Below are 26,586 nucleotides of genomic sequence, written 5' to 3' on the forward strand. Positions count from 1 at the left end.
AAGATGAGTTTTCTTATTTATCATACCATTTCAAACTTTAGAAGCGCATGTGTGGACACAAAAAAGCATGAGAGACAAGACTCTCATGCTTCGAGTTGTTGATGATCGTATAGTGTTTCGAGTTCCCGACCATGAATGTACATGTGGAAACTAGATTTTGAGACTTCATATAGCGTGAACTGTGTCTCGCCAGCATTCAATTGCTCAAGAAGCGCAGGGCGCAACTCATCCGCACAGAACGCATACGGCAATTTTTCAGCAGCTTTTTGTGACCGAATATTGCTTTTGCGAATTTTCATGAAGACACTCTCATATCCAAGCTCGAAGAACAGCTCAGAGAAGAAGGCTTCTTTCGCTAAATGATTGTATCCTTTACCATGATACGGTTTACCTAACCATGTACCGAGAAACCCATATTGTCCTTCGATATCGAGTAAACTAATCGTACCAATCGGTTGATCGAATTCATCTAGGATGGTACGTGATACGATTTCACCACGTTCTTCCTCTTCGATTGCCTGCTTTGTAGTAAACAGAAATTCATCAAAGTACCGTGTTTTTTGGCGGACGTACGGATATACGTCTTGATGCTGCATCAGTTCGAACAAATCAGCGCAGTCGCTCAGCTCCCGTTGCTTGAGCATACTTCCATTCCTCCTTTTAGGACCGCAAGAATGATTGTCGAAAGCTACCTGTCTGACTCGTTTGAACCGCGCATGGTATGCCTTCTTCAGTTGTCGGATAAGATAATATTACCTTCTTTTTTTAAAATTGCAAGAAAATAATTTTTGTGAAAAAAGATACAAAAACAAGATGTTTTCCGTAAGCGTCTAAAACCCCCGAAAGGTGCAAAAAACACCTGGCGGGGGTGGGATTAAGTCAAGTTCAGTTGAGCGTGTTCAAAAATGATTTTTCCATCAATCATCGTCATGAGCGGCTTCGCTAAATAGTCGAGTGGGAAGTGACTCCACAAGACGAGATCCGCGTCTTTTCCGACCTCGATCGATCCGACACGATCGTCCACACCGAGCGAACGGGCTGGATGAATCGTGATCGCGCGTAAGGCGACATCGACCGGTAGACCTTCTCGTGCGGCAAGACCGGCGCAAAGGTTCAAGTACTGGACAGGGGTATACGGATGATCGGTCGTAATCGAGATTTCAAGACCATGCTCATGAAGAATCCGATACGTTTCCCATGTCTTATTCTTCAGTTCGATTTTAGACTTTCGCGTGAAGGTGGGTCCGACCGTTACTTTTTCAATCGGTAGCAGCTCCATCTCTTTTGCGACGAGATGACCTTCCGTACAATGTTCGATACGTAAATCAAGATCGAATTCTTCCGCAAAACGGATGGCAGAAAGGATATCATCTGCTCGGTGCGCATGTACACGAAGCGGCATCTTATGATCAAGGACTCGTTTGATCATCTGGTGGGCAAAGGTTTCAGAAACCGATTGTGTCCGAACTTCAAGAAAGGCTTCGCGCAACATCCCCATGATGCCCATCCGTGTCAGTTCACCGGCACGACCAGCACTATGGACACGCTTCGGGTTTTCACCGAGCGCCACCTTCAGACCTGCGTACTTTCGAAGAATCATATCATCGATGAATCGTCCGTGCGTCTTGATGACACTCGTGACGCCACCGATGATGTTCATGCTACCCGGCATGACTTGAACGGTCGTGATCCCGTGTTCGACAGCTTCCTTAAAGCCTTCATCCAGCGGATAGACGCCATCAATGGCACGCAGATGAGGAGTCATCGCGAAAATCGTCTCATTCGCATCATTTCCGACGGTTCCGGTACCTTCGTCATATAATCCGAGATGTGTATGGGCATCGATGAAACCGGGCAATAAAAAGTGACCTTCTGCTTCAATGACTTGATCGTCTTCTAAATGATCCAGTAATTCACCGATTTCAATGATTTTCCCATCACGAATGCGGATGTCCCCGTAAAAACTGTCCGAAGTAATCGGATAGATATGTGCATTTCGAATTAAGATATCCAAGTATCGTCCACCCCTGTACTAGTTTGAATGCTCGATTGCTCGTAATGCATCCTTTAGTTCAGCATACCGAAACTTGTATCCGTTTTCGAGCGCTTTTTTCGGGACGACACGAGCTCCTTCTAGTACAATCGTACTCTTTTCACCGAGTGCGAGTTCTAATGCGAAGCGTGGTGCCGGGAGCCAGTGTGGGCGATGTAAGACTTTTCCGATCGTCTGTCCGAAACGGCGCATCGTCTCCGGGTGAGGCGCAGTGATGTTCAGCGGTCCTTCGACTGTCGGGGTCTCAAGTGCGAATAGGAATAAATCGACTAAATCATCAATGTGGACCCAGGAGACCCACTGTTTTCCGTCGCCCATCGTCCCACCACCAAACAAGACATAAGGCAGGCGCATTAACGGATAAGCGCCACCGGCTTTCGTTAAGACGACACCGATTCGTGGATGGACGAGTCGAATGCCAGCGTCAGCAATCGGACGAGCAAGATCTTCCCACGCAACACAGACATGACTTAAGAAGTCAGCGGTCGGTGGAAGGGGTTGATCTTCAGAGAAGGTTTGATGCCGATCTTGTCCGTAAATGCCAACCGCAGAAGCAGACAACACGACATTTGGTTTTTGATCGAGTGCTTCAACGATTCGCACGAGCTCCTTCGTCGTACTGACGCGGCTGTCGAGAATGACGCGTTTACGTTCATCCGTCCAACGTCCGTCGTTGATCGACGCACCAGCCAGATGAATGAATGCATCGACGCCCTCTAAGTGCTGTTCCGGTTTTGCGTCTTCTGTCATCCACTTGATATATGTGACATGCGCATCGTTCGCTTTCGGATGACGCGTCAAGATAAAGATATGATGTCCTTGCTCGAGTAAACGCTTCGTCAAGGCTTGACCAATCATACCGGTTCCACCGGTAATCGCAATGTTCATGTAATCCATCCTCCCTGAAATAAGTAAAAGTAGCTTCTTTCCATTTGTTCCCGTTCCATGGTTTCACTCAAACATAGACCTGCCTGTTCATGATATCGTAGAACTACCGAATCAGGTTAGGGGAGGGAACGACATGAAGATCAAACGGATCTCGACGCAGAAAAAGAACAGCGAACGATTCAATATCTATGTCGAACGTGATGGCAAAGAGGAATATGCTTTTGCCGTAGACGTCGATATCTTAATTAAATATAATCTACAACGCGATAAGGAACTCGATGACGACTTCGTCAAGGAAGTGTTGACGGCTGAAGAACAGCAAAAAGCGTATCGTCTCTCATTGAATCATCTATCGTACCGCATGCGGGCGACGAGTGAAGTCGTCGCGTATTTAACAGAGAAAGAGACACCGGAGCATGCGATCAAACATGCAATCGAGCGATTGACAGAGCAACGCTATCTGGATGATCAACAGTTCGCACTTGCTTATACAGCAACGAAAAAAGCGACGACACCTCAAGGTCCGGGACGGATTCGCCGCGACCTTGAGGCATTGAAGATACCGAAGACAGCTATTGATGAAGCGATCGTGACGTTTACGGATGAAGAGGAATACGAAAAAGTCCTGAAGTTTTTGCGGCAAAAGCAAAAAGAGCTGCAACGGCGTTCCGTGCGGGAACTGACGCAAAAGCTACAGATGACACTCATGCAACGAGGTTTCTCGTCCGACTTGATCAAGGCGGGTATCGAAGAGGTGTTCCGAGCTGAAGAAGGGGACGAAGAAGAACAAGCGGCCCTTTATCAAGCACGCAAGTATTATCCAAAATACCGGCAACTTGAACCGTTCGAACGCGAACAAAAAGTGAAGCAAGCGCTCGTTCGAAAAGGATTTCCATACGGTCTAGCGGCTCAAGTCCTCGAACAAGTCAAAGAAGAAGAGGCGGAATAATAAAAGCAAGACGAAAAATTGACAATTATCCGACAATTGTGCTATTCTACGCACAGACTAAGAAAAGGAGGAACCGTCCTATGAAAAAGCCAATTGGTTTCACTCATATCCAACAGCTGAATACGACGGAGACTCTTGAGCACGTATAAGTAATTCATTTCATGTGCGAGCAAGGGGATTCGTCTCCCGAGCGCGCAGACGAACAAGAATGCATCATGCCCATTTCAAGGCATACTGATTCTCGGACTGCATCCGGAAATCCGTATGCCTTTTTGCGTGCTCGGAAAAAGTAATTCATTTAACAGTAAAGGGGGGACCCTCATGCGTTTATTTCGGCAATTGAGTTGGTTTCTAAAAGAACACAAATCATCGTATCTCGTAGCAGTCGTATTATTGATCATCACCGGCTTTATCGATTTAACGCCGCCATGGCTGATCGGTAAGGTCATCGACGGATTACGGTCGGGATCGATGGATCGAACGACACTCTTACAGTATGTCGGCGGATTAACGGTTATCTCCATTGTGTCCTTCATCTTGACGTATCAATGGTTAGCGAAATTATTCGGAACGGCATTTTTATTAGAACGGACACTTCGGAGTCGCTTCTTTACGCACTTATTGAAACTGACGCCGACGTTCTACCAAAAGAATCGGACGGGAGACTTGATGGCACTCGCGACGAACGACTTGAAGGCGGTCGAGCGGACCGCCGGATTTGGTGTCTTGACGCTCGTCGACTCGTTGAACATGACGGCAATCACGCTCGTCGTCATGGGGGTGGCAATCGATTGGAAATTGACGCTTGCTGCCTTGTTACCGATGCCACTTCTCGCTTACGCGATGAATAAGCTCGGAAGTCAAATTCACGGACGTTTCATCACTGCCCAGGATTCATTCGGAACGATGAATGACCAGGTCGTCGAGTCGATTTCCGGACTGCGTGTCATCCGCTCGTTCGTACAAGAACCAGTCGATGTTAAACGCTTCGACGATGTCACGACGGATGTCTTTGAGAAAAACATGCACGTCGCAAAAATTGATGTCTTATTTGAACCGATCATCAAGCTGCTCGTCGGCTTCAGTTACTTGATCGGCTTATCGTTCGGGACATATCTCGTCTTTACGAACGACATCACGCTCGGACAATTGGTCGCCTTTAACATCTATCTCGGGATGCTGATTTGGCCGATGTACGCCTTTGGTGAATTGATCAATGTCATCCAGCGCGGAACAGCAAGTCTTGACCGCTTGGAAGCAACGATGCGAGTCAAACCGTTGATTGCTTCGACACCGCGGGAACATATTAATCGCCCTGAACGGATCGAGATGAACGATTTGACGTTTACGTATCCAGAGACAGCCCATCCGGTCTTACGAGATTTGAATATGACGATCGAACAAGGATCAACGATCGGTATCGTCGGACCAACGGGATCCGGGAAAACGACGTTCTTGCGTCAATTCTTACGTGAGTATCCAATCGGACGGGACATGTTGACAGTCAACGGCGTACCGTATGAAGATGTTGCACTAGAGACGGTTCGCGGTTGGACGGGTTACGTCTCACAAGAACATTTACTGTTCTCAAAATCTGTCCGGGACAATATTCTATTCGGTGCAGGTGAAGCGACAGAAGAAGAATTGCAGGAAGCGATTCGTCTCGCATCGTTCGAAAAAGATATCGAGACGCTGGAGCAAGGACTTGAGACGATGGTCGGTGAACGTGGCGTCACGTTGTCGGGAGGACAAAAGCAACGTCTCTCAATCGCGCGGGCGATGTTAAAAAAACCAGAGTTGCTGTTGCTGGATGATTCATTATCAGCGGTAGACGCGAAAACGGAATCACATATCATTGATTCGATTCGATCGAATCGCCACCAATCCACGACATTGATTGTTGCCCATCGCTTATCGGCAGTGGCACATGCGGACGAAATCATCGTCTTACAAGACGGAATGATTTCTGAACGAGGAACACATGACAGCCTGATGGCACAAAATGGCTGGTACGCTCAACAATTCGAGCGACAAAGTGAAGAGATGTAAGGAGGTGCCTCTGCATGAATGAATTGGAATTATATCAACTCGATCCGGCACGTCGGAAGACGACAATCCGTTCGTTGATCCGCTATGCGATGCATGAGAAACAAGCGATCTTTTTAGGATTGTTTCTACTCGTACTGGCAGTCGGAGCGGAATTGACAGGTCCGTATATCGCGAAAGTCATCATTGATGAACATATCGTGGCAATTGAGAAGGACTGGGTCGAAGTTAAAGCGGACGGAGCGGTCACGTATGACGGTCGTCAGTTCGCCAAAGCACAGGATGTCTCGAAAAGTCAGATCGTTCAATCCGTCTCGATCGTCCAAACGACCAGCGGCTACTTTTTCGTACCAAAACAAGTCGTCAGTGGAGGAGAGCGGAAAATCAGTGGAAGTACGATGACGGTCACGCGTGGAGACGACGTCTACACGTATGATAATATTCAAAAACTGACACAAGGGCAGGTCTATGATTTTTATTCAAAGGACTTAAAAGCGATCGGCTGGTTATCGTTGATTTACGTCATCTTACTGCTGGCAGCAGCTGGTTTGAACTGGATTCAGCAAATCTTGCTCCAACGATCTGCTCATAAAATCATTAAACGGATGCGGCTTGATGTTTTTACGCATCTGCAACGATTACCGGTCCGTTATTTCGACCAGACACCGATTGGAAAAATCGTCAGTCGCGTCACGAATGATACGGAAACGATTCGCGATTTATATCTCGGTGTACTCGCCCGAGTCTTCTCAGGGATCATCACGATGGCAGGGATTCTCGTCGCGATGTTCTTCCTCGATTATCGTTTAGGATTGGTCTCACTAATCATCATTCCGATCGTTTATTTCTGGATTCAGCTGTTCCAGAAACTCGCGACGAAGAATAACTTCAAGGTTCGCTCCCTCGTTGCCGACATGAATGGTCAACTGAATGAGAACATCCAGACTATGCCGATCATTCAGGCTTATGCACGTGAGAAGGAAGTCCTTGCTGAATTCGAACAAAAGAACGAAGAGAACTATCAGACACGGGCAAAGTTGTTACGACTTGATGCCCTAATGTCACACAACTTATCCTACTTTTTGAAAAACTTGACGCTCGCCTTGTTGATTTGGGTCGTCGGTGGGAAAAGTCTGACGAACGGCTCGTTTTTATCGCTCGGGATCTTATATGCGTATATCGATTACGTGTCCCGGTTATTCGAACCCGTCACCCAAATCATGAATCAACTGTCACCGCTACAACAAGCACTCGTGTCAGCGGACCGAATGTTCCAGTTGCTCGACGAAAAGGGAGAGCCGGTCGAACAAGGTCGCGTTGCTCGGTTTAAAGGAGCGGTGTCCTTCAAAGACGTCGAATTCAGTTACGAAGCGGGAAATCCCGTATTACGTGAAATTCAAATCGATGCTCGTCCTGGCGCGACGATTGCCCTCGTCGGTCACACGGGCAGCGGGAAAAGTTCAATCATGAATTTATTGATGCGTTTTTATGATCCGTCAAAGGGACAGTTGTTGATTGACGGACAAGACGTGACGACTTTACCGAAACAAGCGGTTCGTGAGCATATGGGGATCGTTTTACAGGATCCGTTCCTCTTCACAGGAACGATTCGCTCGAACATCACACTCGGCAATCCTGATATTTCCGAAGAACGTGTTCGCCAAGCGATCGAAGCCGTCGGCGCGGATCGGTTCATTGATCGTTTACCGAACGGGCTCGATGAACCAGTCATCGAAAAAGGTGCCACGTTATCAGCGGGTGAACGACAGTTGATCAGTTTTGCCCGTGCGTTAGCGTTTGATCCTGCAATCCTAGTTCTTGACGAAGCGACAGCGAGTGTTGACTCGGAAACGGAAGCGGTCATACAAGATGCCTTGCTGACGTTAACGAAAGGACGAACGACGTTCATCATCGCCCACCGCTTATCGACGATCAAGGATGCGGATGAGATTCTTGTTCTCGATCATGGTCGGATCGTCGAGCGAGGATCCCATGATGTGCTCCTTGCAACGTCCGGGATTTATGCGAAAATGTATGCGTTACAAAGTAAACGGAATCTTGAATTGAAATCAAGCTAATCCATCCAGTTTCTCCTCCTTTTCGTTTATACTGAAAAACGAAGAGGGGGAGTTTTTGTAATGGAGACACGGATGAGTCAATTATCGAAATACGAGCTTGAGATGTTGATCACGAAATTAAGTGAACAAAAACGAAAAGCGGAGCAGCACGGGAACGTCAGTGAAGTGGAAGTCGTGACGCGAAAAATCGCCATTGCGAAAAGTTATTTGATCGATCCGGCACGATTCGAACGGGGAGCCTTTTACCGAATCGAAGGAGAAGAGGCACGATTTGAGTTACACTTCGTCAATGGCGTCATGGGCTGGGGGCATTTTGAAGGAACCGCTCAGGAAGTCGCGATTCCGCTCGCGTTATTCACAGGAGAGGGAGAACAGACATGACGAATCGAGAACAAGCCATTCAGCAACTGGCTGAAGAATTATTGCAAGTGAATGAAGTATTAACCCCGGAAGAAGCACTGACGTGGGTCGAAGTGCTGTGGGAAGATTTCGAAGCGACACTCGCGCGCGCAGGTGAGAAATATCAAGGTGAAGCCGTTGCGGTTCATTTCGTCGAGCAGCAAATCAAACAGCACGGGGCAATGTTACACCGGTTTAATACGACGAGCGAAAAATTCAAGCATTTGATGACAGGTCGAAACGTCGAATGAAAAAAGCTCCGCACATCGGGATTTCCGTTGCGCGGAGCTTTGTCTTTATAATGCAGGGATGAACAGTTTTTTCTGCAAGGTCCGTTCGCTAAACACCCAGCCGGTATAGGAGCTGACGATCTCTTGTGTGGCAGCGTCGATTCTGACGACGGCAACGAATGGATAGACTTCCTTCGTGAAGTAACGCAGGTTAGTGAAGCGGTATTCGACAATGCCATCCTTTCGTGAGACCGTATACGTATGAATCTTCGAAAACTCAAGAAACGCTTGCAAGTCCGGGTTTTGTTTGACGATTTCGTACAAGACGTCACCGTGTGGTTCGTCCTTGATCCGGAAGTTTCCGCATTCGACGACGGTTCCACTGTTAATCTTAACGACGGAATACTCATCGCGTAAACGTGCCGCGACATGCCACTCATCCCATTTCATGCCAGGGGAGATGAACAGTTTATGCGCACCGCGATAATAGCGGGCTGCGGTCGCGAGGGCATCGTTTCGTAACTTGAATTGAACAGCGTAGTAGATGATGACGATGGCGATTAAAATCGGGAAGATGACGATCGTCGCTCTCGTTAGTAGCCAAATCCCGAACGCGGCATAATACATCGTGAACAGATATGGATCAAATGTATTGATGACACCCCAACCGATCCAGGATTTTTTGAACGGGTGTAAGGCTTGTGTACCGTAAGCGTTAAACAGATCGACAAAGACATGAAGAGCGACAGCGATCTGCGCCATCAGCCATAATGAAGTCGGAGGTACACCGAATAACGTGCCGATGACGATTGAAAGTAATAACGGCCAGGCGAGCAAAGCGATCAACCCGTGCGATTTTCCGCGGTGTTGACGCAAGTAGGCGCTGTTTCCTTTAAACTTAAAGACAGTATCGAAGTCCGGTGCGTGTGAGCCGACGAGCGCCGTCGTCGTCACGGCAGCAAACATCGTCGTGCTCGCTGCGACGTCAGGGTGTAGCGTCGAGATGGCGGCGAGACAAAGTCCCATGCCGATATGCGTACCAGTATCCAATGCGAATTCGCTCCTTCTATAAAATCGTGATGGTGAATCCATCGAGGTTCTGCCGAGTAATTTTTAATAAATATATCGTATCCAAGAGAAAAGAGGTAACCTTTTGACTGTCGTTCAAGAATATTTCACAAACTTTAATAAAACACAATTTACCACAGAACTGATTGCCTGGTTCCTTCGTGAACAGCGGGATCTCCCATGGCGAAGAACCAAAAACCCATATCATATCTGGATTAGTGAAATCATGCTTCAACAAACGCGCGTCGATACAGTCATTCCGTATTATGAGCGCTTCACGAAACGTTTTCCGACACCGCATGATTTAGCAGAAGCGGATCAAAGTGAAGTCCTGAAGCACTGGGAGGGTTTAGGGTACTATTCCCGTGTCAAGAATCTTCAAATCGCGGTTCAGGAAGTTGTTGAAAAATATGATGGGATCGTTCCGGACGAAAAGGAATTGTTCAGTCAACTGAAGGGTGTCGGTCCGTACACGACAGGAGCGGTTCTATCGATTGCTTATGGGCAAGCAGAACCAGCAGTAGACGGAAACGTGATGCGCGTCCTCTCACGTGTACTTGGGATTTATGAAGACATTGCTGCACCGAAGACACGGAAATTGTTTGAGGCGGCGGTACATCAATTGATTGATCCGGCTGATCCGTCCAGTTTCAATCAAGGCTTGATGGAACTCGGCGCGATGGTCTGTACACCGAAGTCTCCGATGTGTGGACTCTGTCCTGTTCAAGACGTTTGTTTTGCATATGATCGAAATGCACAGGAAGAACTACCTGTGAAGACGAAGAAAGGGAAGACGCAAATTATTCCGTATGATGCTCTCGTCTATGAAACGAACGGAAAAATCGCAATTGAACAACGAGCAGAAACGGGCTTGCTCGCAGGTATGTGGCAATACCCACTTCGAGAAGCAGAAGAAGATCGTAATGGAACGCTTGTCGGACACGTTCGACATGTCTTCTCACACCGGATTTGGGAAATTGCTGTCTATCGCGTGACGGAACAGCCGGACCAGACGGTACTGGTTGATCAGGAAACGTATGCGACGCATCCGGTATCTGTCGCGCAAATGAAGATTGACCGACTATTAAAGGGGGAAATCTAATGCATACTTTTCGTTTTGAGACACGTGTCGATACATCAAAGGAGCAAGCGTGGGATTTTTTAAGTGACGCCAAGGCCTTAAGTCGATTGACGGTATTTCCACAAGTGAAGACGTCGGGCGATACGCGGACACGAGCGGGAAATACGATTCGTCTACGCGTTGGTGTTCCTCCACTATTTGTCTCGTGGACGTCTTGGATTCCTTTCGTAGAAGAATATGTCTTCGTCGATGTCGGTACAAAAGTGCCGTATCCATTCCGGGCATGGTGCCACGTGCACCGAGTCGAAGAACGTGAATCTGGCGTCTATTTCGTGGATGAAGTGACGTATGCATCCTTCTTGCCCGCCTTCGTCATTGAAGCATTCATCTTGAAACCGATGTTCAAACAACGAAAAAATGCGATTTTGAATCACTTTCAAGCCTGAATTCCGTCATTTTTCTGAAAAAATACCCTTTCGTTTTTCATGCGTTCTGAAAATGGGTATAATAAGCACGAGAGTATAACAGAATGGAAGAAAAACGCTTTAGAAAGGAGTAGCACATGAGTCGATTCCCAAAAGAAAGTAGCAAGATTGAGATTCAAAGTTTCAAACATAACGGGAGCTTACACAGAGTTTGGGAAGAAACGCTCGTGCTGAAATCGACGGAAGAAGAATTGATTGGGTTCAATGACCGCATCATGGTCAGTGAATCGGATGGTCGTCAGTGGCGAACACGAGAGCCTGCAATCTGTTACTTTTCAACAGAACTCTGGTTCAATGTCATTTGTATGATTCGGGAGGATGGCATTTATTATTACTGCAATCTTGGATCACCTTCTACGTTCGATGAGAAAGATCGAGCAGTCAAGTACATTGATTACGATTTAGATATCAAAGTGTATCCGGACATGTCCTACATGATCCTCGATGAGGACGAATATGAGAAACATCGCCGCGAGATGAATTATCCGAAGGCGATTGATCGTATTTTGAAAGACAATGTCCAAGTCCTGATTCAGTGGATTCGCAGTCGGAAGGGTCCATTCAACCCGGCTTTCGTGGATATGTGGTATCGTGAATATGAAACAAGATATCGGAGATGATGGTTCGCCATCGTCTTTTTTTAATTGAAGGAAGTGAAACACGTGGCAACACAAGCAAAACGTAAGAAACAAGGTTCGATCCGCCGCTATATGGCGTTCGTCAAGCCGTATCAAAAACAGATCCTCCTGACGGTCTTCGTCGGGATCATCAAGTTCTCGATCCCACTCGGACTTCCGTTGTTGTATAAGTACATCATCGACAATATCCTAACTGGAAACACGATGCCGATAGCGGAAAAAAGTAAACAATTGGCGTATTTGATTGGAGCGGGTGTCTTCATCTTCTTGATCGTCAAGCCGCCGCTCGAATACGTTCGCCAGTACCTCGCGCAATGGTCCGCGTCGAAGATTTTATTTGACGTACGGAATCGATTGTTTGATCATGTTCAGAAATTATCGCTTCGTTTTTATTCGAATACGAAAACGGGAGAAGTCATCTCGCGAATCATCAATGATGTCGAGCAGACGAAAGATTTTGTCGTCACAGGACTAATGAACCTGTGGCTCGATATGATCACGATTTTCATCGCGATCGCCATCATGTGGACGATTGATCCGAAGTTGACACTCGTCGCGATCATTCCATTACCATTCTATGCTCTCGCCGTTAAGTTCTTTTACGGGCGTTTACGCGGATTGACACGGGAACGTTCGGCAGCCCTTGCGGAACTACAAGGTCATTTGACGGAACGGGTCAATGGGATGGCAGTCATTCGTAGTTTTGCACTCGAACCACACGAGAACAAAGCGTTCAAACATCAAAATGATGGATTTTTAAAAGCCGCGTTGCGTCAAACGAACTGGAATGCGCGGACGTACGTCGTCGTCTCGACGATTACGGACTTCGCACCAATCCTGATTTTCGGAACGGCGGCGTTCTTCGTCTTGAACAATCAAGTGACACTCGGGACGATGGTCGCGTTCATTGGTTATATCGACCGTCTGTATGCACCGCTCGGTCGTCTCGTCAACTCTTCAACGACGTTGACACAGTCAATCGCTTCGATGGACCGGATGTTCGAGTTTTTAGATGAGCCGTATGACATCACGGAAAAATCGAATGCACGTGAACCGAAAGATGTCCGCGGAAACGTTCAATTCGAAAACATCAGTTTCGCCTATGAAGAAGGCGGTGAGCTGGCGATTGATCGCTTGACGCTTGACGTTCAGGCAGGCGAACGGATTGCTTTCGTCGGGATGTCAGGTGGCGGGAAATCAACGCTCGTCAGTTTGATTCCGCGTTTTTATGATGTGTCTGCCGGTCGGATCACGCTTGACGGCGTTGACATTCGTGACTTGAAATTACGTGGTCTTCGCGATCAGATCGGGATGGTCATGCAGGAATCGATTCTCTTCAGTGAATCGGTCCAAATGAACATCAAGATGGGGAATCCGGACGCGACGGACGAGGAAGTCATCGCGGCGGCAAAAGCAGCGAATGCCCATGAATTCATCGAACGATTACCGAACGGTTATCATACGCCAGTCGGTGAACGAGGCGTTAAGTTATCGGGTGGTCAAAAGCAACGTCTTGCGATTGCGCGGGTCTTCTTGAAAAATCCACCGATTCTGATTTTGGATGAAGCGACGAGTGCGCTCGATTTAGAGAGTGAGGCGATGATTCAAGATTCGCTAGCACGTCTCGCGAAAGGGCGGACGACGTTTACTGTCGCGCACCGTTTATCAACGATCACTGATGCCGATAAGATCGTCGTCATCGAAAATGGTCAAATTACGGAAATCGGAACACACGAAGTCCTCATGCAAAAACGGGGTGCGTATTTCGAACTGTATGCCATTCAAAATCTGGAACTCGTCGAATAACACAAAAGCAGCGATCCTCGTGAGGATCGCTGCTTTTTTAGATGGAAGACTTAGAGTCGAGCAAAGGCACGATCGACTGCTGCGATCGTCTCTGTGATGTCGGCTTCCGTATGTTCCGTCGTCAAGAACCACGCTTCGTATTTCGAAGGGGCAAGGTTAACGCCTTCTTCTAGCATCAATTTGAAGAAACGTCCGAACATCTCGCTGTCTGCACGTTCTGCACCATCGTAATCGATGACTGTTTCATCCGTGAAGTAGACCGTCATGGCACCTTTTAGACGGTTGATCGTAATCGTGACGTCATGACGTTTTGCTGCTTCTAGCACACCTTGTTCGAGTAATGCGCCAAGGTGATCGAGTTGTTCATAGACACCAGGCTGCTCAAGTAATTCAAGACAAGCGATACCGGCAGCCATCGATGCCGGGTTACCTGCCATCGTTCCCGCTTGGTAAGCTGGACCGAGTGGCGCGACGTGTTCCATGATTTCTTTACGACCACCATAAGCGCCGATCGGTAAACCACCACCGATGATTTTGCCGAGTGCCGTCATATCGGGACGGATATCGAGTAACTCTTGTGCACTGCCGTACGTGAAGCGGAAGGCTGTGATGACTTCATCATAGATGACAAGTGCGCCGTGTGCATGCGTGATTTCGTTGACCGCAGCAAGGAATCCAGGTTGCGGTTCGACGATACCAAAGTTTCCGACGATCGGTTCAACGAGTACACAAGCGACTTGATCGCCCCATTGTTCCATGATTTGACGGTACGATTCGATATCATTGAACGGTGTCGTGATGACTTCTTTTGCCGTCGCTTTCGTGACACCAGCTGAATCGGGAGAACCAAGTGTCGCCGGTCCGCTACCTGCTGCAATCAGCATCAAATCCGAGTGACCGTGGTAACACCCGCTGAACTTCACGACGAGCTCACGACCTGTATACGCACGTGCGACACGAATCGTCGTCATGACAGCTTCGGTTCCCGAGTTCGTAAAGCGTACTTTTTCAAGCGATGGGATCGCTTTTTGTAGTTTATGTGCAAAGTCGATTTCTAGACGGTGTGGTGTGCCGTAAAGAAGACCGTTTTGGGCAGCATGGGTGATCGCTTCCGTAATGTGAGGGTGACCGTGTCCCGTGATGATCGGACCATAGGCTGCTAAGTAATCGATATAACGATTGCCATCGACATCATAAAAGTAAGCACCTTCTCCGCGTTCCATATAGACAGGTGCGCCGCCACCGACGGCTTTGAATGAACGGGATGGGCTGTTGACGCCACCAACGATACACTCTTGTGCGATTTCATATAACGCCTCTGAAGTAGGACGTGTAGTGTGGGTAGACATGAGGATTCCTCCAATCGATGATTCGTGAAAAATATCACGATATGATTGTATCATGGACGTCAAATCCGGTGCAGAGCCGTTGACGGAATGCCTATTTGTAGGTAGACTAATTATAAAGATTACAATCTGATAATCAATGAAAGATAGAAATGAGGGGATGGACGTGGCTAACGAAATGCTGGATGACGCCGTGAAGTCGCTTCGGGAATCAGGCGTTCGAATGACACCACAACGTCACGCGATTTTGGAATATTTAACGACGGGACACACGCATCCGACAGCGGATGAGATTTATCGTGCGCTCGAACATCGTTTTCCAAACATGAGTGTGGCGACTGTATATAATAACTTACGCGTGTTTCGAGAAAAGGGAATCGTTGAGGAAATGAATTACGGAGACGCTTCAAGTCGCTTCGACTTCGTTACGACACGCCATTACCACATGATCTGTGAAAATTGTGGAAAGATCGTTGACTTCAACTATCCTGTGCTCGATGATGTCGAAACGGTTGCGGCGCACTTAACAGGCTTTAAAGTCGATCGCCACCGATTAGAAGTGTACGGAACTTGCCCGGACTGTCAATCGAATGTCCAATAAAAAAACGAGCTGCCTTAGCGGGGAGCTCGTTTATTGTGTTTATTATATTTTTCATCGAATTCTTTTCCTTCAAGAGATGGATCCATCGTCAATGGTTCATCGCAATGCATACATAAGTCGACGCGACCAAGGACCTTTGTTTCTTTTCCACAGTTCGGACAAGTGACGACAGCTGCCTTCGTTGATGTCAGACCAATCAAGAAATAGAGTGCCGTACTGGCGAGAACCATGACGAAACCGAGAAGCATGAGTAAGACCATGATGATTTCAAATTGTTTGAGCAATAGACCGCCATACATGACGAGCATCCCACCGAAGACGAGAAACATAGCTAAGTTTCGCGCGCGGTTTATTTTATTTTTACGTTGTTTTTTCAAGTGAATTCCCCCTGTTGTCAGTCTAGCATAAGAAGTGGGATTGCCTGAAGAAGGAAAGCTTGTTTTTTTGTCGAAAATGGTAACGACGAGTTCGTATAGAAGGGTGAGAAGTACATGGAACAAGCAACACGAACGATTTATTCGGAGTACGCGGCTTATCGCGAAACACAAGGGATCATTGCTGTTGAGAAACGGCAACCACGGGATTCCCTGACGGATCAATTTGATACACTTCTTGTCGTCATCACGAGAGACCCAGAAGTCGAGTGGACGATTAAACATTATCGACTGAATACACTAAAGGTGTCGTTACACCTCGTACATGAAGATGTTTTATCACGCTGGATTTTGTTAAATGCCAATCGACGCGCGATTCACTGGATTGCAGAAGGAACGATCGTGTTCGAACGGAACGATTATTTAGTTGACTTAAAACGGCAGCTATTAAACTTTCCTGATGAGGAAAGATGTTTACAGATGACGATTTCGTTCGCTAAACTTTTGCGTCGTTTCCAAGACGGAAGGAACTTGTTCAGTCGCGGACATCATTATGATGCCTATACACACGTCCATCATGCATTACATCATCTCGCGCGATTATCTGTTCTGGAAAAAGGAAAACATCCCGAGACGGTCGTCTGGGAACAAGCGCGACTCGATGATCCGGATGTCTATAAACTGTATGAACAATTATTGATGAGTGAAGAGACATTAGATCAACGTATTCACCTCGCCTTGATTGGACTTGAGCATCTTCTGCAGTCGAAGGTCTTATCGGGAGGACGCTATTTATTTGAAATCATGCGTGAGCGGACAAGTCCATGGACGATGTATGAATTGATGGAAGAAGAGCGACTACAAGAAGTCAAAGTGGATTTAAGTAGTCTGATTGATTTCTTCATGCGAAAAGGTCTGATCAGGATTTCGTATCAAACAACTAAGGGAGCAGGGGTCGAACTCGTAACGTATGAGCCGGTCGTATGACGATCGGCTTTATTTTTTTCTATGTGTTGTTTTCGCTATATATAGAAGGAAAAAGATTTTAAAAGTTTTTTTAGAAAAACTATTGACGGTATTATACCGAGATAGTATATTAATACATGTCGACAGGGCAACACGCACTGGACGGTGACGAGAAAGAAAAAAGATTTCAAAAAGGGATTGACGCTTAAGTTATTCCGTGATATCTTATTAAAGTCGCTGAAAACGACACGACGAACTTTGAAAACTGAACGATGAGGCAAAAATCGTATTCTACGGAATACAAAAACGAATGAAGCGCAAGCTTCGTCAATCGTGACTTCGGTCACAACAACGAGCAAGTCAAACACTTCATGGAGAGTTTGATCCTGGCTCAGGACGAACGCTGGCGGCGTGCCTAATACATGCAAGTCGAGCGCAGGAAACTGACGGAACTCTTCGGAGGGAAGGCAGTGGAATGAGCGGCGGACGGGTGAGTAACACGTAAGGAACCTGCCTCAAGGATTGGGATAACTCCGAGAAATCGGAGCTAATACCGGATAGTTCATCGGACCGCATGGTCCGTTGATGAAAGGCGCTCCGGCGTCACCTTGAGATGGCCTTGCGGTGCATTAGCTAGTTGGTGGGGTAACGGCCCACCAAGGCGACGATGCATAGCCGACCTGAGAGGGTGATCGGCCACACTGGGACTGAGACACGGCCCAGACTCCTACGGGAGGCAGCAGTAGGGAATCTTCCACAATGGACGAAAGTCTGATGGAGCAACGCCGCGTGAGTGATGAAGGTTTTCGGATCGTAAAACTCTGTTGTAAGGGAAGAACACGTACGAGAGGAAATGCTCGTACCTTGACGGTACCTTACGAGAAAGCCACGGCTAACTACGTGCCAGCAGCCGCGGTAATACGTAGGTGGCAAGCGTTGTCCGGAATTATTGGGCGTAAAGCGCGCGCAGGCGGCCTTTTAAGTCTGATGTGAAAGCCCCCGGCTCAACCGGGGAGGGCCATTGGAAACTGGAAGGCTTGAGTACAGAAGAGAAGAGTGGAATTCCACGTGTAGCGGTGAAATGCGTAGAGATGTGGAGGAACACCAGTGGCGAAGGCGACTCTTTGGTCTGTAACTGACGCTGAGGCGCGAAAGCGTGGGGAGCAAACAGGATTAGATACCCTGGTAGTCCACGCCGTAAACGATGAGTGCTAGGTGTTGGGGGGTTTCCGCCCCTCAGTGCTGAAGCTAACGCATTAAGCACTCCGCCTGGGGAGTACGGCCGCAAGGCTGAAACTCAAAGGAATTGACGGGGACCCGCACAAGCGGTGGAGCATGTGGTTTAATTCGAAGCAACGCGAAGAACCTTACCAACTCTTGACATCCCATTGACCGCTTGAGAGATCAAGTTTTCCCTTCGGGGACAATGGTGACAGGTGGTGCATGGTTGTCGTCAGCTCGTGTCGTGAGATGTTGGGTTAAGTCCCGCAACGAGCGCAACCCCTATCCTTAGTTGCCAGCATTCAGTTGGGCACTCTAGGGAGACTGCCGGTGACAAACCGGAGGAAGGTGGGGATGACGTCAAATCATCATGCCCCTTATGAGTTGGGCTACACACGTGCTACAATGGACGGTACAAAGGGCAGCGAGACCGCGAGGTGGAGCCAATCCCATAAAGCCGTTCCCAGTTCGGATTGCAGGCTGCAACTCGCCTGCATGAAGTCGGAATCGCTAGTAATCGCAGGTCAGCATACTGCGGTGAATACGTTCCCGGGTCTTGTACACACCGCCCGTCACACCACGAGAGTTTGCAACACCCGAAGCCGGTGAGGTAACCGCAAGGAGCCAGCCGTCGAAGGTGGGGTAGATGATTGGGGTGAAGTCGTAACAAGGTAGCCGTATCGGAAGGTGCGGCTGGATCACCTCCTTTCTAAGGAAAACGTCCCTTACGGGACATGCCCATCGTTCAGTTTTGAGAGCTCGTCTCTCAGTCTCGATAGAGACACTCGCACCTTGAAAACTGAAGACATCAACAAGACATCAAACTTTTAATTAACCATGTCATTTAAGACGTGTGTTCTTAGAATACCAACGCTAGATCAAGGTATGAAGGGCGTACGGTGGATGCCTTGGCACTAGGAGCCGATGAAGGACGCGACGAACAGCGATATGCTTCGGGGAGCAGTAAGTATGCTTTGATCCGAAGATTTCCGAATGGGGGAACCCACCATCCGTAATGGGATGGGACATGTTACGTGAATACATAGCGTAGCGTGAGGCAGACCCGGGGAACTGAAACATCTAAGTACCCGGAGGAAGAGAAAGCAAATGCGATTCCCTGAGTAGCGGCGAGCGAAACGGGAACAGCCCAAACCGGAGAGCATGCTCTTCGGGGTTGTAGGACACTCTATACGGAGTCAAAAAGGAAGACAGTAGGTGAAGGACCTGGAAAGGTCGGCCGAAGAAGGTGACAGCCCTGTAGCTGAAACTGTTTTCCCTCCAGAGTGGATCCTGAGTACGGCGGGACACGTGAAACCCCGTCGGAATCCGGGAGGACCATCTCCCAAGGCTAAATACTCCCTAGTGACCGATAGTGAACCAGTACCGTGAGGGAAAGGTGAAAAGCACCCCGGAAGGGGAGTGAAATAGATCCTGAAACCGTATGCCTACAAGTAGTCAGAGCCCGTTAACGGGTGATGGCGTGCCTTTTGTAGAATGAACCGGCGAGTTACGATAACGCGCGAGGTTAAGCCGATGAGGCGGAGCCGTAGCGAAAGCGAGTCTGAACAGGGCGTTCAGTGCGTTGTCGTAGACCCGAAACCAGGTGATCTACCCATGTCCAGGATGAAGGTCAGGTAACACTGACTGGAGGTCCGAACCCACGCACGTTGAAAAGTGCGGGGATGAGGTGTGGGTAGCGGTGAAATGCCAATCGAACCTGGAGATAGCTGGTTCTCCCCGAAATAGCTTTAGGGCTAGCCTCGAGGTTGAGAGTTCTGGAGGTAGAGCACTGATTGGACTAGGGGCCCCCACAGGGTTACCGAATTCAGTTAAACTCCGAATGCCAGCAACTTATACTCGGGAGTCAGACTGCGAGTGATAAGATCCGTAGTCAAGAGGGAAACAGCCCAGACCGCCAGCTAAGGTCCCAAAGTGTATGTTAAGTGGAAAAGGATGTGGCGCTGCCTAGACAGCTAGGATGTTGGCTTAGAAGCAGCCACCATTCAAAGAGTGCGTAATAGCTCACTAGTCGAGTGGCGCCGCGCCGAAAATGTAACGGGGCTAAACATACCACCGAAGCTGCGGATTCCGTAAGGAATGGTAGGGGAGCGTTCCAAACCGCTGTGAAGCTGTACCGGAAGGAGCAGTGGAGCGTTTGGAAGTGAGAATGCCGGTGTGAGTAGCGAAAAGAGGGGTGAGAATCCCCTCCGTCGAAAGCCCAAGGTTTCCTGAGGAAGGCTCGTCCGCTCAGGGTTAGTCTGGACCTAAGCCGAGGCCGAAAGGCGTAGGCGATGGATAACAGGTTGATATTCCTGTACCGCCGATCCACCGTTTGAACAATGGGGGGACGCAGGAGGATAGTGACGCATGCGGATGGAAGTGCATGTGCAAGTTTCAAGACCGTCTGATTGGCAAATCCGTCAGGCATCAAAGTCAAGGAACGATGCGGAGTCCCGTAGGGACGTAGGTCACGATTTCACACTGCCAAGAAAAGCCTCTAGTGAGGGGGAAGGCGCCAGTACCGTAAACCGACACAGGTAGGCGAGATGAGAATTCTAAGACGCGCGGGATAACTCTCGTTAAGGAACTCGGCAAAATGGTCCCGTAACTTCGGGAGAAGGGACGCTCTACATGAGTAGAGCCGCAGTGAATAGGCCCAAACGACTGTTTAGCAAAAACACAGGTCTCTGCTAAATCGCAAGATGACGTATAGGGGCTGACGCCTGCCCGGTGCTGGAAGGTTAAGGGGATGGGTTAGCGCAAGCGAAGCTTTGAACCGAAGCCCCAGTAAACGGCGGCCGTAACTATAACGGTCCTAAGGTAGCGAAATTCCTTGTCGGGTAAGTTCCGACCCGCACGAAAGGCGTAACGATTTGGGCACTGTCTCAACGAGAGACCCGGTGAAATCATAGTACCTGTGAAGATGCAGGTTACCCGCGACAGGACGGAAAGACCCCATGGAGCTTTACTACAGCCTGATATTGAGGCTTTGTGCATGATGTACAGGATAGGCGGGAGACGTCGAGCCCGGAGCGCCAGCTTCGGAGGAGTCACCCTTGGGATACCGCCCTTCATGCATAGAGTCTCTAACTCGCAGCCGTGATCCGGCTGGAGGACCGTGTCAGGCGGGTAGTTTGACTGGGGCGGTCGCCTCCTAAACAGTAACGGAGGCGCCCAAAGGTTCCCTCAGAATGGTTGGAAATCATTCGTAGAGCGCAAAGGCAGAAGGGAGCTTGACTGCGAGACCTACAAGTCGAGCAGGGACGAAAGTCGGGCTTAGTGATCCGGTGGTTCCGCATGGAAGGGCCATCGCTCAACGGATAAAAGCTACCCTGGGGATAACAGGCTGATCTCCCCCAAGAGTCCACATCGACGGGGAGGTTTGGCACCTCGATGTCGGCTCATCGCATCCTGGGGCTGGAGTAGGTCCCAAGGGTTGGGCTGTTCGCCCATTAAAGCGGTACGCGAGCTGGGTTCAGAACGTCGTGAGACAGTTCGGTCCCTATCCGTCGTGGGCGCAGGAAATTTGAGGAGAGCTGTCCTTAGTACGAGAGGACCGGGATGGACGCACCGCTGGTGTACCAGTTGTTCCGCCAGGAGCATCGCTGGGTAGCTACGTGCGGACGGGATAAATGCTGAAAGCATCTAAGCATGAAGCCCCCTCCAAGATGAGATTTCCCTTTGAGTAATCAAGAAAGACCCCTCAGAGACGATGAGGTAGATAGGTCACGGGTGGAAGCATGGTGACATGTGGAGCTGAGTGATACTAATCGGTCGAGGCCTTGTTCTAGCAGATGCTTGTTGATGACTTCAGTTTTGAGGGCGCGAGCCTTTCAAAAAAACGAAAAAAAGTCTTGACGTTATGCGAACATAATGTTAAGATAATAAATGTCTGGTGGCGATAGCCAAGTGGTCACACCCGTTCCCATGCCGAACACGGAAGTTAAGCACTTGAACGCCGAAAGTAGTTGGGGGCTTCCCCCTGTGAGGATAGGACGCTGCCAGGCGATCGTTCCGCAATAGCTCAGCGGTAGAGCAACCGGCTGTTAACCGGTAGGTCGTAGGTTCAAATCCTACTTGCGGAGCCATTTATTACTTCTTCACCACGTACAATGGAGAGCTGTCCGAGTGGCCGAAGGAGCACGATTGGAAATCGTGTAGGCGTCAAAAGCGTCTCAAGGGTTCGAATCCCTTGCTCTCCGCCATCATCACTTTCAATTTATAATGGCCCGTTGGTCAAGCGGTTAAGACACCGCCCTTTCACGGCGGTAACACGGGTTCGAATCCCGTACGGGTCACCATTTATAGCGTCGCGGGGTGGAGCAGTCTGGTAGCTCGTTGGGCTCATAACCCAAAGGTCGTCGGTTCAAATCCGGCCCCCGCAATTACATACGGTCCTGTGGTGTAGCGGTTAACATGCCTGCCTGTCACGCAGGAGATCGCGGGTTCGAATCCCGTCAGGACCGCCATTGTTAAGGCTTTGTAGCTCAGTTGGTAGAGCAAAGGACTGAAAATCCTTGTGTCGGCGGTTCGATTCCGTCCAAAGCCACCATCTTTATTAACAACATGATTTTCCCATTTGTGGGGGGGTAGCGAAGTGGCTAAACGCGGCGGACTGTAAATCCGCTCCCTCGGGTTCGGCGGTTCGAATCCGCCCCCCCCCACCACCATAGGGGCATAGTTTAGCGGTAGAACTACGGTCTCCAAAACCGTCAGCGCGGGTTCGATTCCTGCTGCCCCTGTTTACCATGGCGATTGTGGCGAAGTGGTTAACGCACCGGATTGTGATTCCGGCATTCGTGGGTTCAATTCCCATCAGTCGCCCTCTTATTATTGGGCTGTAGCCAAGTGGTAAGGCACTGGATTTTGATTCCAGCACGCGAAGGTTCGATCCCTTCCAGCCCAGCTTTTCAAGCGGAAGTAGTTCAGTGGTAGAATACGACCTTGCCAAGGTCGGGGTCGCGGGTTCGAATCCCGTCTTCCGCTCCAATGAGTGGCGCCATAGCCAAGTGGTAAGGCAGAGGACTGCAACTCCTTTATCGTCAGTTCGATTCTGACTGGCGCCTCCAACTATTTCTCAATTAAATAGTTTTGCAAGAGATTGTGCCGGTGTGGCGGAACTGGTAGACGCGCACGACTCAAAATCGTGTTCCTTTGGAGTGTCGGTTCGATTCCGACCACCGGTATCTTGCGGGTGTAGTTTAATGGTAAAACCTCAGCCTTCCAAGCTGATGACGAGGGTTCGATTCCCTTCACCCGCTTTATACTTTTTACACAATCTGATGTTTCACCTGATCATGCGGGTGTAGTTTAATGGTAAAACCTCAGCCTTCCAAGCTGATGACGAGGGTTCGATTCCCTTCACCCGCTTACCAAAAAAGAGCAATGTGTCGTTTTCGCTGACACCTTGCTCTTTTTGTTTAGGAATGGGATTTTAACGAGGAAAGGAGTAGATCGTGATGGATGGTGTACAATTGAAATTAGCTTTACAAGAGTACGCAGCAGAGATTGGGATCGATGAATTGAAGGTGACGACGGCTGATCCATTTCTTGTCTTAAAACGTCGCTTGAAAGCGCAACAAGAAAAAGGATTCGCTTCTGGTTTTGAAGAGCCCGATCTCGATCTTCGAACGACACCGTCTCTACTCGTTGAAGATGCCGCTTCGATTATTGCCATTGCGGTCGCGTATCCAAGTACTCTCAAAAATGCACCTCGTGGCAAGGAAGGGGAGCGACGGGGAATCTTTTGTCGATCGTCCTGGGGACTGGATTATCACCAAGCGTTGCGCCAACGCTTGACGTTACTTGAAGAAAAAATTCAAGAATTGAGTCCAGGTGCAAGGACGCGCTCGATGGTCGATACAGGAGAACTCGTCGATCGTGCAGTAGCAGAACGAGCAGGTATCGGATTCAGTGGGAAAAACTGCTCGATCATCAGTGAGGAGCACGGATCCTATCTCTATCTTGGTGAACTGATTACAGATATCGTCCTACCGCCGGATCAGCCAGTCGAAGAATTATGCGGGACATGCAATAAGTGTATCGACGCTTGTCCAACGGATGCGCTTGTTGAACCTGGCGTCATCGACGCTAAACGGTGCATCTCGTTTTTGACGCAGACGAAAACACTACTACCAGAACCATTCCGAATGGCGCTTGGGAACCGTCTGTACGGTTGTGATACGTGTCAGCAAGTATGTCCGTATAACCGGAAGAAAAATGCGACACATCACGCTGAACTGCAGCCGGATCCAGAGCAAGTCAAACCGCTCTTAGTTCCACTCTTATCCATGAGTAACCGTGAGTTCAAGAGCCGGTTCGGTACGTTGTCTGGCGCATGGCGTGGAAAGAAGCCGATTCAACGTAATGCGATTTGTGCGCTCGTCCATTATCGAGACAAGAGCGCGATTGAGGCGTTACGGTTAATGACGGAAAACGATGCCCGTGAAGACATGCGGGCACTGGCACTCTGGGCAGTCGGTCGGATTGGCGGAATTGATGAGAAGTCGTACATCGAATCACGTCTTTTAGCCGATATTGCAGTGGATGTGCAAACCGAAGGACAACGGTTACTTGAGGAGTGGGGGGAAGCAGATGCCATTTCAACAGCTCACTTATGAATTTGGTACATTGCTCGTCGCATGGGAAAAAGAGCACATCGTGTATCTCGATTTTGGATTGAATGAAGAGCGTGCTCGAACCTATTTGCAAGAAGAAACCGACGACGGTGAATTACCAAAAGCTTGGCGCATGGCGTTTGATCGTTACGCAGTCGGCGATCGACAAGCGCTTGATGCACTTCCTTGTCAGTTGCGTGTCACACCATTTGCAGAGCAAGTATTGCACGCTTTACGAACCGTTCCGTTTGGTCAGACGATCAGTTACGGTGAACTGGCTCGAATGATTGGGAAACCAAAGGCAGCACGAGCCGTTGGTGGTGCCTTGAACCGGAATCCGATCGCGTTAATTTATCCGTGTCACCGTGTCATCGGGGCGACTGGTAAACTGACGGGCTTTGCAAGTGGGATTGCCCATAAAGAAGCGCTTTTAGCGCATGAGATAGGAGAGAATTAAACCATGGCTATTCATGTCGTTATGTATCAACCGGAGATTCCTCAAAATACAGGAAATATTTCACGCACATGTGCAGCGACGCATTCCGTCCTTCACTTGATCCGACCGCTCGGCTTCTCGACGGACGATAAGCAACTTAAACGTGCGGGTCTCGATTACTGGGAATTCGTCGATGTCCGTTATCATGATTCGTTAGAAGAATTGTGGGAGAAGCATCCGGAAGGTATTTTCTACTATATTACGAAATATGGAGAACAGTACCCGAGCCAGATCGACTTATCGGATGTCGAACAGGATTATTTCTTCGTCTTTGGTCGGGAAACAAAAGGATTGCCGCTTGAAGTCATCGATGCGAACGCAGAGCGTTGTATCCGTCTACCCCAATCGAATCTCGTTCGTTCACTGAACGTCTCGAACACGGCAGCGATCATCGTCTATGAAGCATTGCGTCAGCAAGGATACGCAGGTCTTCTATAAAGCAAAAGCTCCATCCTGAATCAGGATGGAGCTTTTATGAATTATTCGTTACCTTCAGGTTTTTTGTTGTAGCCTGCAGTGAAGATTGCTGTCAAAAACGCAAGACTTACGCCGACCATTAAGATAAATGCCATTTTTGTTTCCCCCTTCAGTCTCTTGAACCGATATAATCTATTATAGTATACCTGTAAGTGAAATTGTGTGCTACATATGAATTTTCTATGAATGGAGACTCCACATGCGTACGAATGTTTACCTATTAAGTTATGCTCCGCTGATCAGCATCTTGTTATTTAGTACGTCCCTTGCGATTGCAACGACGGAACTTGCACTACATTGGCTCGATCAAGTCGGAGTGTACGATGAATTGTTACAACTCTTGACGGCACGCGATACGAAGCTCGTTGTTTGGCTCGGCTTCCTGATCGTTTACTTCATGATCTTCAGTTCACTTAAACTATTGTCAGATACGATCAATCAGCTTGGTTTCGCCTTTTTCATCAAGGAACAAGAGGGAACGACACTCGGCATGTTACGTCCGGGAAGTATTCTGCTACTTATCGGAGGTTGTGTTAGCTTCGCCTTCATGACGTCCTTCTTGCATGTCGGAATCGTCTTGCTTGTGTCTTTTTTCATCTACTTCATCTTTTACACGGTACAAATCAGTAAAATGACGAGTGCAGCAGGAGCCGTTGGTTTGATTATCTTTTCTTTCTTAGCCTGGGGTGTTCTGCTTGCTGGTCTATCCTGGGTCGGTCTGACTTTATTCAATTCGTTCGGGGAAGCGATTTTATTTCCGAGTTGAT

Annotated in this window: 21 protein-coding genes, 15 tRNA genes and 3 rRNA genes; 33 read left to right on the forward strand and 6 right to left on the reverse strand. The window is 48.6% G+C overall.

The window, feature by feature from the left end; all coding sequences use genetic code 11:
- Positions 1–83 precede the first annotated feature (83 nt).
- From K7G97_RS03565 to K7G97_RS03575, 3 genes are all read right to left on the reverse strand, one after another.
- Positions 84–644, reverse strand: coding sequence for a GNAT family N-acetyltransferase (locus tag K7G97_RS03565; RefSeq protein ID WP_023467300.1), 561 nt, complete (start codon positions 642–644; stop codon positions 84–86).
- Positions 645–874: 230 nt separating this feature from the next.
- Complete coding sequence (locus K7G97_RS03570) at positions 875–2,014, reverse strand: amidohydrolase (RefSeq protein WP_195865944.1); 1,140 nt, start codon at positions 2,012–2,014, stop codon at positions 875–877.
- An 18-nt stretch (positions 2,015–2,032) separates the two neighbouring features.
- Entirely contained in the window at positions 2,033–2,941 is a 909-nt protein-coding gene (locus tag K7G97_RS03575; protein WP_214861216.1) for a TIGR01777 family oxidoreductase, read from the reverse strand.
- Between the two features lie 133 nt (positions 2,942–3,074).
- Here K7G97_RS03575 and K7G97_RS03580 point away from each other — a divergent pair, with 133 nt between their 5' ends.
- The 5 genes from K7G97_RS03580 (at position 3,075) to K7G97_RS03600 (ending at position 8,664) form a co-directional block, all read left to right on the forward strand.
- Entirely contained in the window at positions 3,075–3,890 is an 816-nt protein-coding gene (locus tag K7G97_RS03580) for a RecX family transcriptional regulator (RefSeq protein WP_058265788.1), read from the forward strand.
- Positions 3,891–4,211: 321 nt separating this feature from the next.
- A complete protein-coding gene (locus K7G97_RS03585) occupies positions 4,212–5,939 on the forward strand; it encodes an ABC transporter ATP-binding protein (protein ID WP_223041393.1) in 1,728 nt (575 codons plus the stop codon).
- Between the two features lie 14 nt (positions 5,940–5,953).
- A complete protein-coding gene (locus K7G97_RS03590) occupies positions 5,954–8,014 on the forward strand; it encodes an ABC transporter ATP-binding protein (protein ID WP_223041394.1) in 2,061 nt (686 codons plus the stop codon).
- A 60-nt stretch (positions 8,015–8,074) separates the two neighbouring features.
- Positions 8,075–8,395 carry a DUF1811 family protein gene (locus K7G97_RS03595; protein ID WP_023467306.1) on the forward strand — a complete coding sequence of 107 codons (321 nt, stop codon included), beginning with the start codon at positions 8,075–8,077 and terminating at the stop codon, positions 8,393–8,395.
- Positions 8,392–8,664 (forward strand): YfhJ family protein, encoded by a 273-nt coding sequence (locus tag K7G97_RS03600; protein ID WP_223041395.1) that lies wholly within the window; start codon positions 8,392–8,394, stop codon positions 8,662–8,664. Before K7G97_RS03595 ends, K7G97_RS03600 begins: the two co-directional genes overlap by 4 nt.
- Positions 8,665–8,709: 45 nt before the next feature.
- Here K7G97_RS03600 and K7G97_RS03605 read toward each other — a convergent pair whose 3' ends face one another.
- Positions 8,710–9,693: a metal-dependent hydrolase gene (locus K7G97_RS03605; protein ID WP_223041396.1), complete on the reverse strand. Its 984-nt coding sequence runs from the start codon at positions 9,691–9,693 to the stop codon at positions 8,710–8,712.
- 103 nt (positions 9,694–9,796) lie between these two features.
- On the opposite strand from K7G97_RS03605, the gene mutY reads away from it, so the two are divergent.
- The 4 genes from mutY (at position 9,797) to K7G97_RS03625 (ending at position 13,721) form a co-directional block, all read left to right on the forward strand.
- Positions 9,797–10,813, forward strand: coding sequence for an A/G-specific adenine glycosylase (mutY, locus tag K7G97_RS03610; protein ID WP_195865949.1), 1,017 nt, complete (start codon positions 9,797–9,799; stop codon positions 10,811–10,813).
- Positions 10,813–11,238, forward strand: a complete 426-nt coding sequence (locus K7G97_RS03615) for an SRPBCC family protein (RefSeq protein ID WP_023467310.1) — start codon at positions 10,813–10,815, stop codon at positions 11,236–11,238. Before mutY ends, K7G97_RS03615 begins: the two co-directional genes overlap by 1 nt.
- 116 nt (positions 11,239–11,354) lie before the next feature.
- Positions 11,355–11,897 carry a nucleoside tri-diphosphate phosphatase gene (ntdP, locus tag K7G97_RS03620; RefSeq protein ID WP_223041397.1) on the forward strand — a complete coding sequence of 181 codons (543 nt, stop codon included), beginning with the start codon at positions 11,355–11,357 and terminating at the stop codon, positions 11,895–11,897.
- Between the two features lie 90 nt (positions 11,898–11,987).
- Positions 11,988–13,721 (forward strand): ABC transporter ATP-binding protein, encoded by a 1,734-nt coding sequence (locus tag K7G97_RS03625; protein WP_223041978.1) that lies wholly within the window; start codon positions 11,988–11,990, stop codon positions 13,719–13,721.
- Positions 13,722–13,771: 50 nt separating this feature from the next.
- Here the strand turns inward: K7G97_RS03625 and K7G97_RS03630 are convergent, their stop codons facing one another.
- A complete protein-coding gene (locus K7G97_RS03630) occupies positions 13,772–15,070 on the reverse strand; it encodes a glutamate-1-semialdehyde 2,1-aminomutase (protein WP_023467313.1) in 1,299 nt (432 codons plus the stop codon).
- A gap of 175 nt (positions 15,071–15,245) precedes the next feature.
- Between K7G97_RS03630 and perR the strand changes: the two genes are divergently transcribed.
- Positions 15,246–15,668: a peroxide-responsive transcriptional repressor PerR gene (gene perR, locus K7G97_RS03635; protein WP_369792039.1), complete on the forward strand. Its 423-nt coding sequence runs from the start codon at positions 15,246–15,248 to the stop codon at positions 15,666–15,668.
- Positions 15,669–15,682: 14 nt separating this feature from the next.
- Here perR and K7G97_RS03640 read toward each other — a convergent pair whose 3' ends face one another.
- Positions 15,683–16,045, reverse strand: a complete 363-nt coding sequence (locus K7G97_RS03640) for a DUF2614 family zinc ribbon-containing protein (protein WP_029340912.1) — start codon at positions 16,043–16,045, stop codon at positions 15,683–15,685.
- A gap of 114 nt (positions 16,046–16,159) precedes the next feature.
- Here K7G97_RS03640 and K7G97_RS03645 point away from each other — a divergent pair, with 114 nt between their 5' ends.
- The 23 genes from K7G97_RS03645 (at position 16,160) to K7G97_RS03755 (ending at position 26,585) form a co-directional block, all read left to right on the forward strand.
- A complete protein-coding gene (locus K7G97_RS03645) occupies positions 16,160–17,029 on the forward strand; it encodes a nucleotidyltransferase-like protein (RefSeq protein WP_035398755.1) in 870 nt (289 codons plus the stop codon).
- A gap of 347 nt (positions 17,030–17,376) precedes the next feature.
- Positions 17,377–18,938, forward strand: a 16S ribosomal RNA gene (locus K7G97_RS03650).
- A 167-nt stretch (positions 18,939–19,105) separates the two neighbouring features.
- Positions 19,106–22,019 (forward strand): 23S ribosomal RNA (locus K7G97_RS03655).
- A 101-nt stretch (positions 22,020–22,120) separates the two neighbouring features.
- Positions 22,121–22,236: ribosomal RNA gene (gene rrf / locus K7G97_RS03660) — 5S ribosomal RNA — on the forward strand.
- The 16S, 23S and 5S rRNA genes sit together here with 15 tRNA genes alongside, the layout of an rRNA operon.
- A 6-nt stretch (positions 22,237–22,242) precedes the next feature.
- Positions 22,243–22,317 (forward strand) — tRNA-Asn (locus K7G97_RS03665).
- A 26-nt stretch (positions 22,318–22,343) separates the two neighbouring features.
- A tRNA-Ser gene (locus K7G97_RS03670) sits at positions 22,344–22,434 on the forward strand.
- Between the two features lie 21 nt (positions 22,435–22,455).
- Positions 22,456–22,530 (forward strand) — tRNA-Glu (locus tag K7G97_RS03675).
- Between the two features lie 10 nt (positions 22,531–22,540).
- Positions 22,541–22,614 (forward strand) — tRNA-Met (locus tag K7G97_RS03680).
- An 8-nt stretch (positions 22,615–22,622) separates the two neighbouring features.
- Positions 22,623–22,698 (forward strand) — tRNA-Asp (locus tag K7G97_RS03685).
- A gap of 7 nt (positions 22,699–22,705) precedes the next feature.
- Positions 22,706–22,781, forward strand: a tRNA-Phe gene (locus K7G97_RS03690).
- Between the two features lie 31 nt (positions 22,782–22,812).
- Positions 22,813–22,896: transfer RNA gene (locus K7G97_RS03695), tRNA-Tyr, on the forward strand.
- 4 nt (positions 22,897–22,900) lie between these two features.
- A tRNA-Trp gene (locus K7G97_RS03700) sits at positions 22,901–22,971 on the forward strand.
- A gap of 9 nt (positions 22,972–22,980) precedes the next feature.
- A tRNA-His gene (locus K7G97_RS03705) sits at positions 22,981–23,053 on the forward strand.
- 10 nt (positions 23,054–23,063) lie between these two features.
- Positions 23,064–23,135: transfer RNA gene (locus K7G97_RS03710), tRNA-Gln, on the forward strand.
- Positions 23,136–23,143: 8 nt separating this feature from the next.
- Positions 23,144–23,218: transfer RNA gene (locus tag K7G97_RS03715), tRNA-Gly, on the forward strand.
- Between the two features lie 6 nt (positions 23,219–23,224).
- A tRNA-Cys gene (locus K7G97_RS03720) sits at positions 23,225–23,298 on the forward strand.
- Between the two features lie 36 nt (positions 23,299–23,334).
- Positions 23,335–23,415, forward strand: a tRNA-Leu gene (locus tag K7G97_RS03725).
- A gap of 4 nt (positions 23,416–23,419) precedes the next feature.
- Positions 23,420–23,490, forward strand: a tRNA-Gly gene (locus tag K7G97_RS03730).
- 38 nt (positions 23,491–23,528) lie between these two features.
- Positions 23,529–23,599 (forward strand) — tRNA-Gly (locus K7G97_RS03735).
- A gap of 89 nt (positions 23,600–23,688) precedes the next feature.
- Positions 23,689–24,849: a tRNA epoxyqueuosine(34) reductase QueG gene (gene queG, locus K7G97_RS03740; protein ID WP_223041398.1), complete on the forward strand. Its 1,161-nt coding sequence runs from the start codon at positions 23,689–23,691 to the stop codon at positions 24,847–24,849.
- Entirely contained in the window at positions 24,824–25,303 is a 480-nt protein-coding gene (locus K7G97_RS17570; RefSeq protein ID WP_223041399.1) for a methylated-DNA--[protein]-cysteine S-methyltransferase, read from the forward strand. Before queG ends, K7G97_RS17570 begins: the two co-directional genes overlap by 26 nt.
- A gap of 3 nt (positions 25,304–25,306) precedes the next feature.
- Entirely contained in the window at positions 25,307–25,780 is a 474-nt protein-coding gene (trmL, locus tag K7G97_RS03750; RefSeq protein WP_023467320.1) for a tRNA (uridine(34)/cytosine(34)/5-carboxymethylaminomethyluridine(34)-2'-O)-methyltransferase TrmL, read from the forward strand.
- A 238-nt stretch (positions 25,781–26,018) separates the two neighbouring features.
- Positions 26,019–26,585, forward strand: a complete 567-nt coding sequence (locus K7G97_RS03755) for a DUF5366 family protein (RefSeq protein WP_029340917.1) — start codon at positions 26,019–26,021, stop codon at positions 26,583–26,585.
- The last annotated feature ends 1 nt before the right edge of the window (position 26,586 follow it).

It is taken from the genome of Exiguobacterium acetylicum (assembly GCF_019890935.1).
Lineage (GTDB): Bacteria > Bacillota > Bacilli > Exiguobacteriales > Exiguobacteriaceae > Exiguobacterium_A > Exiguobacterium_A abrahamii.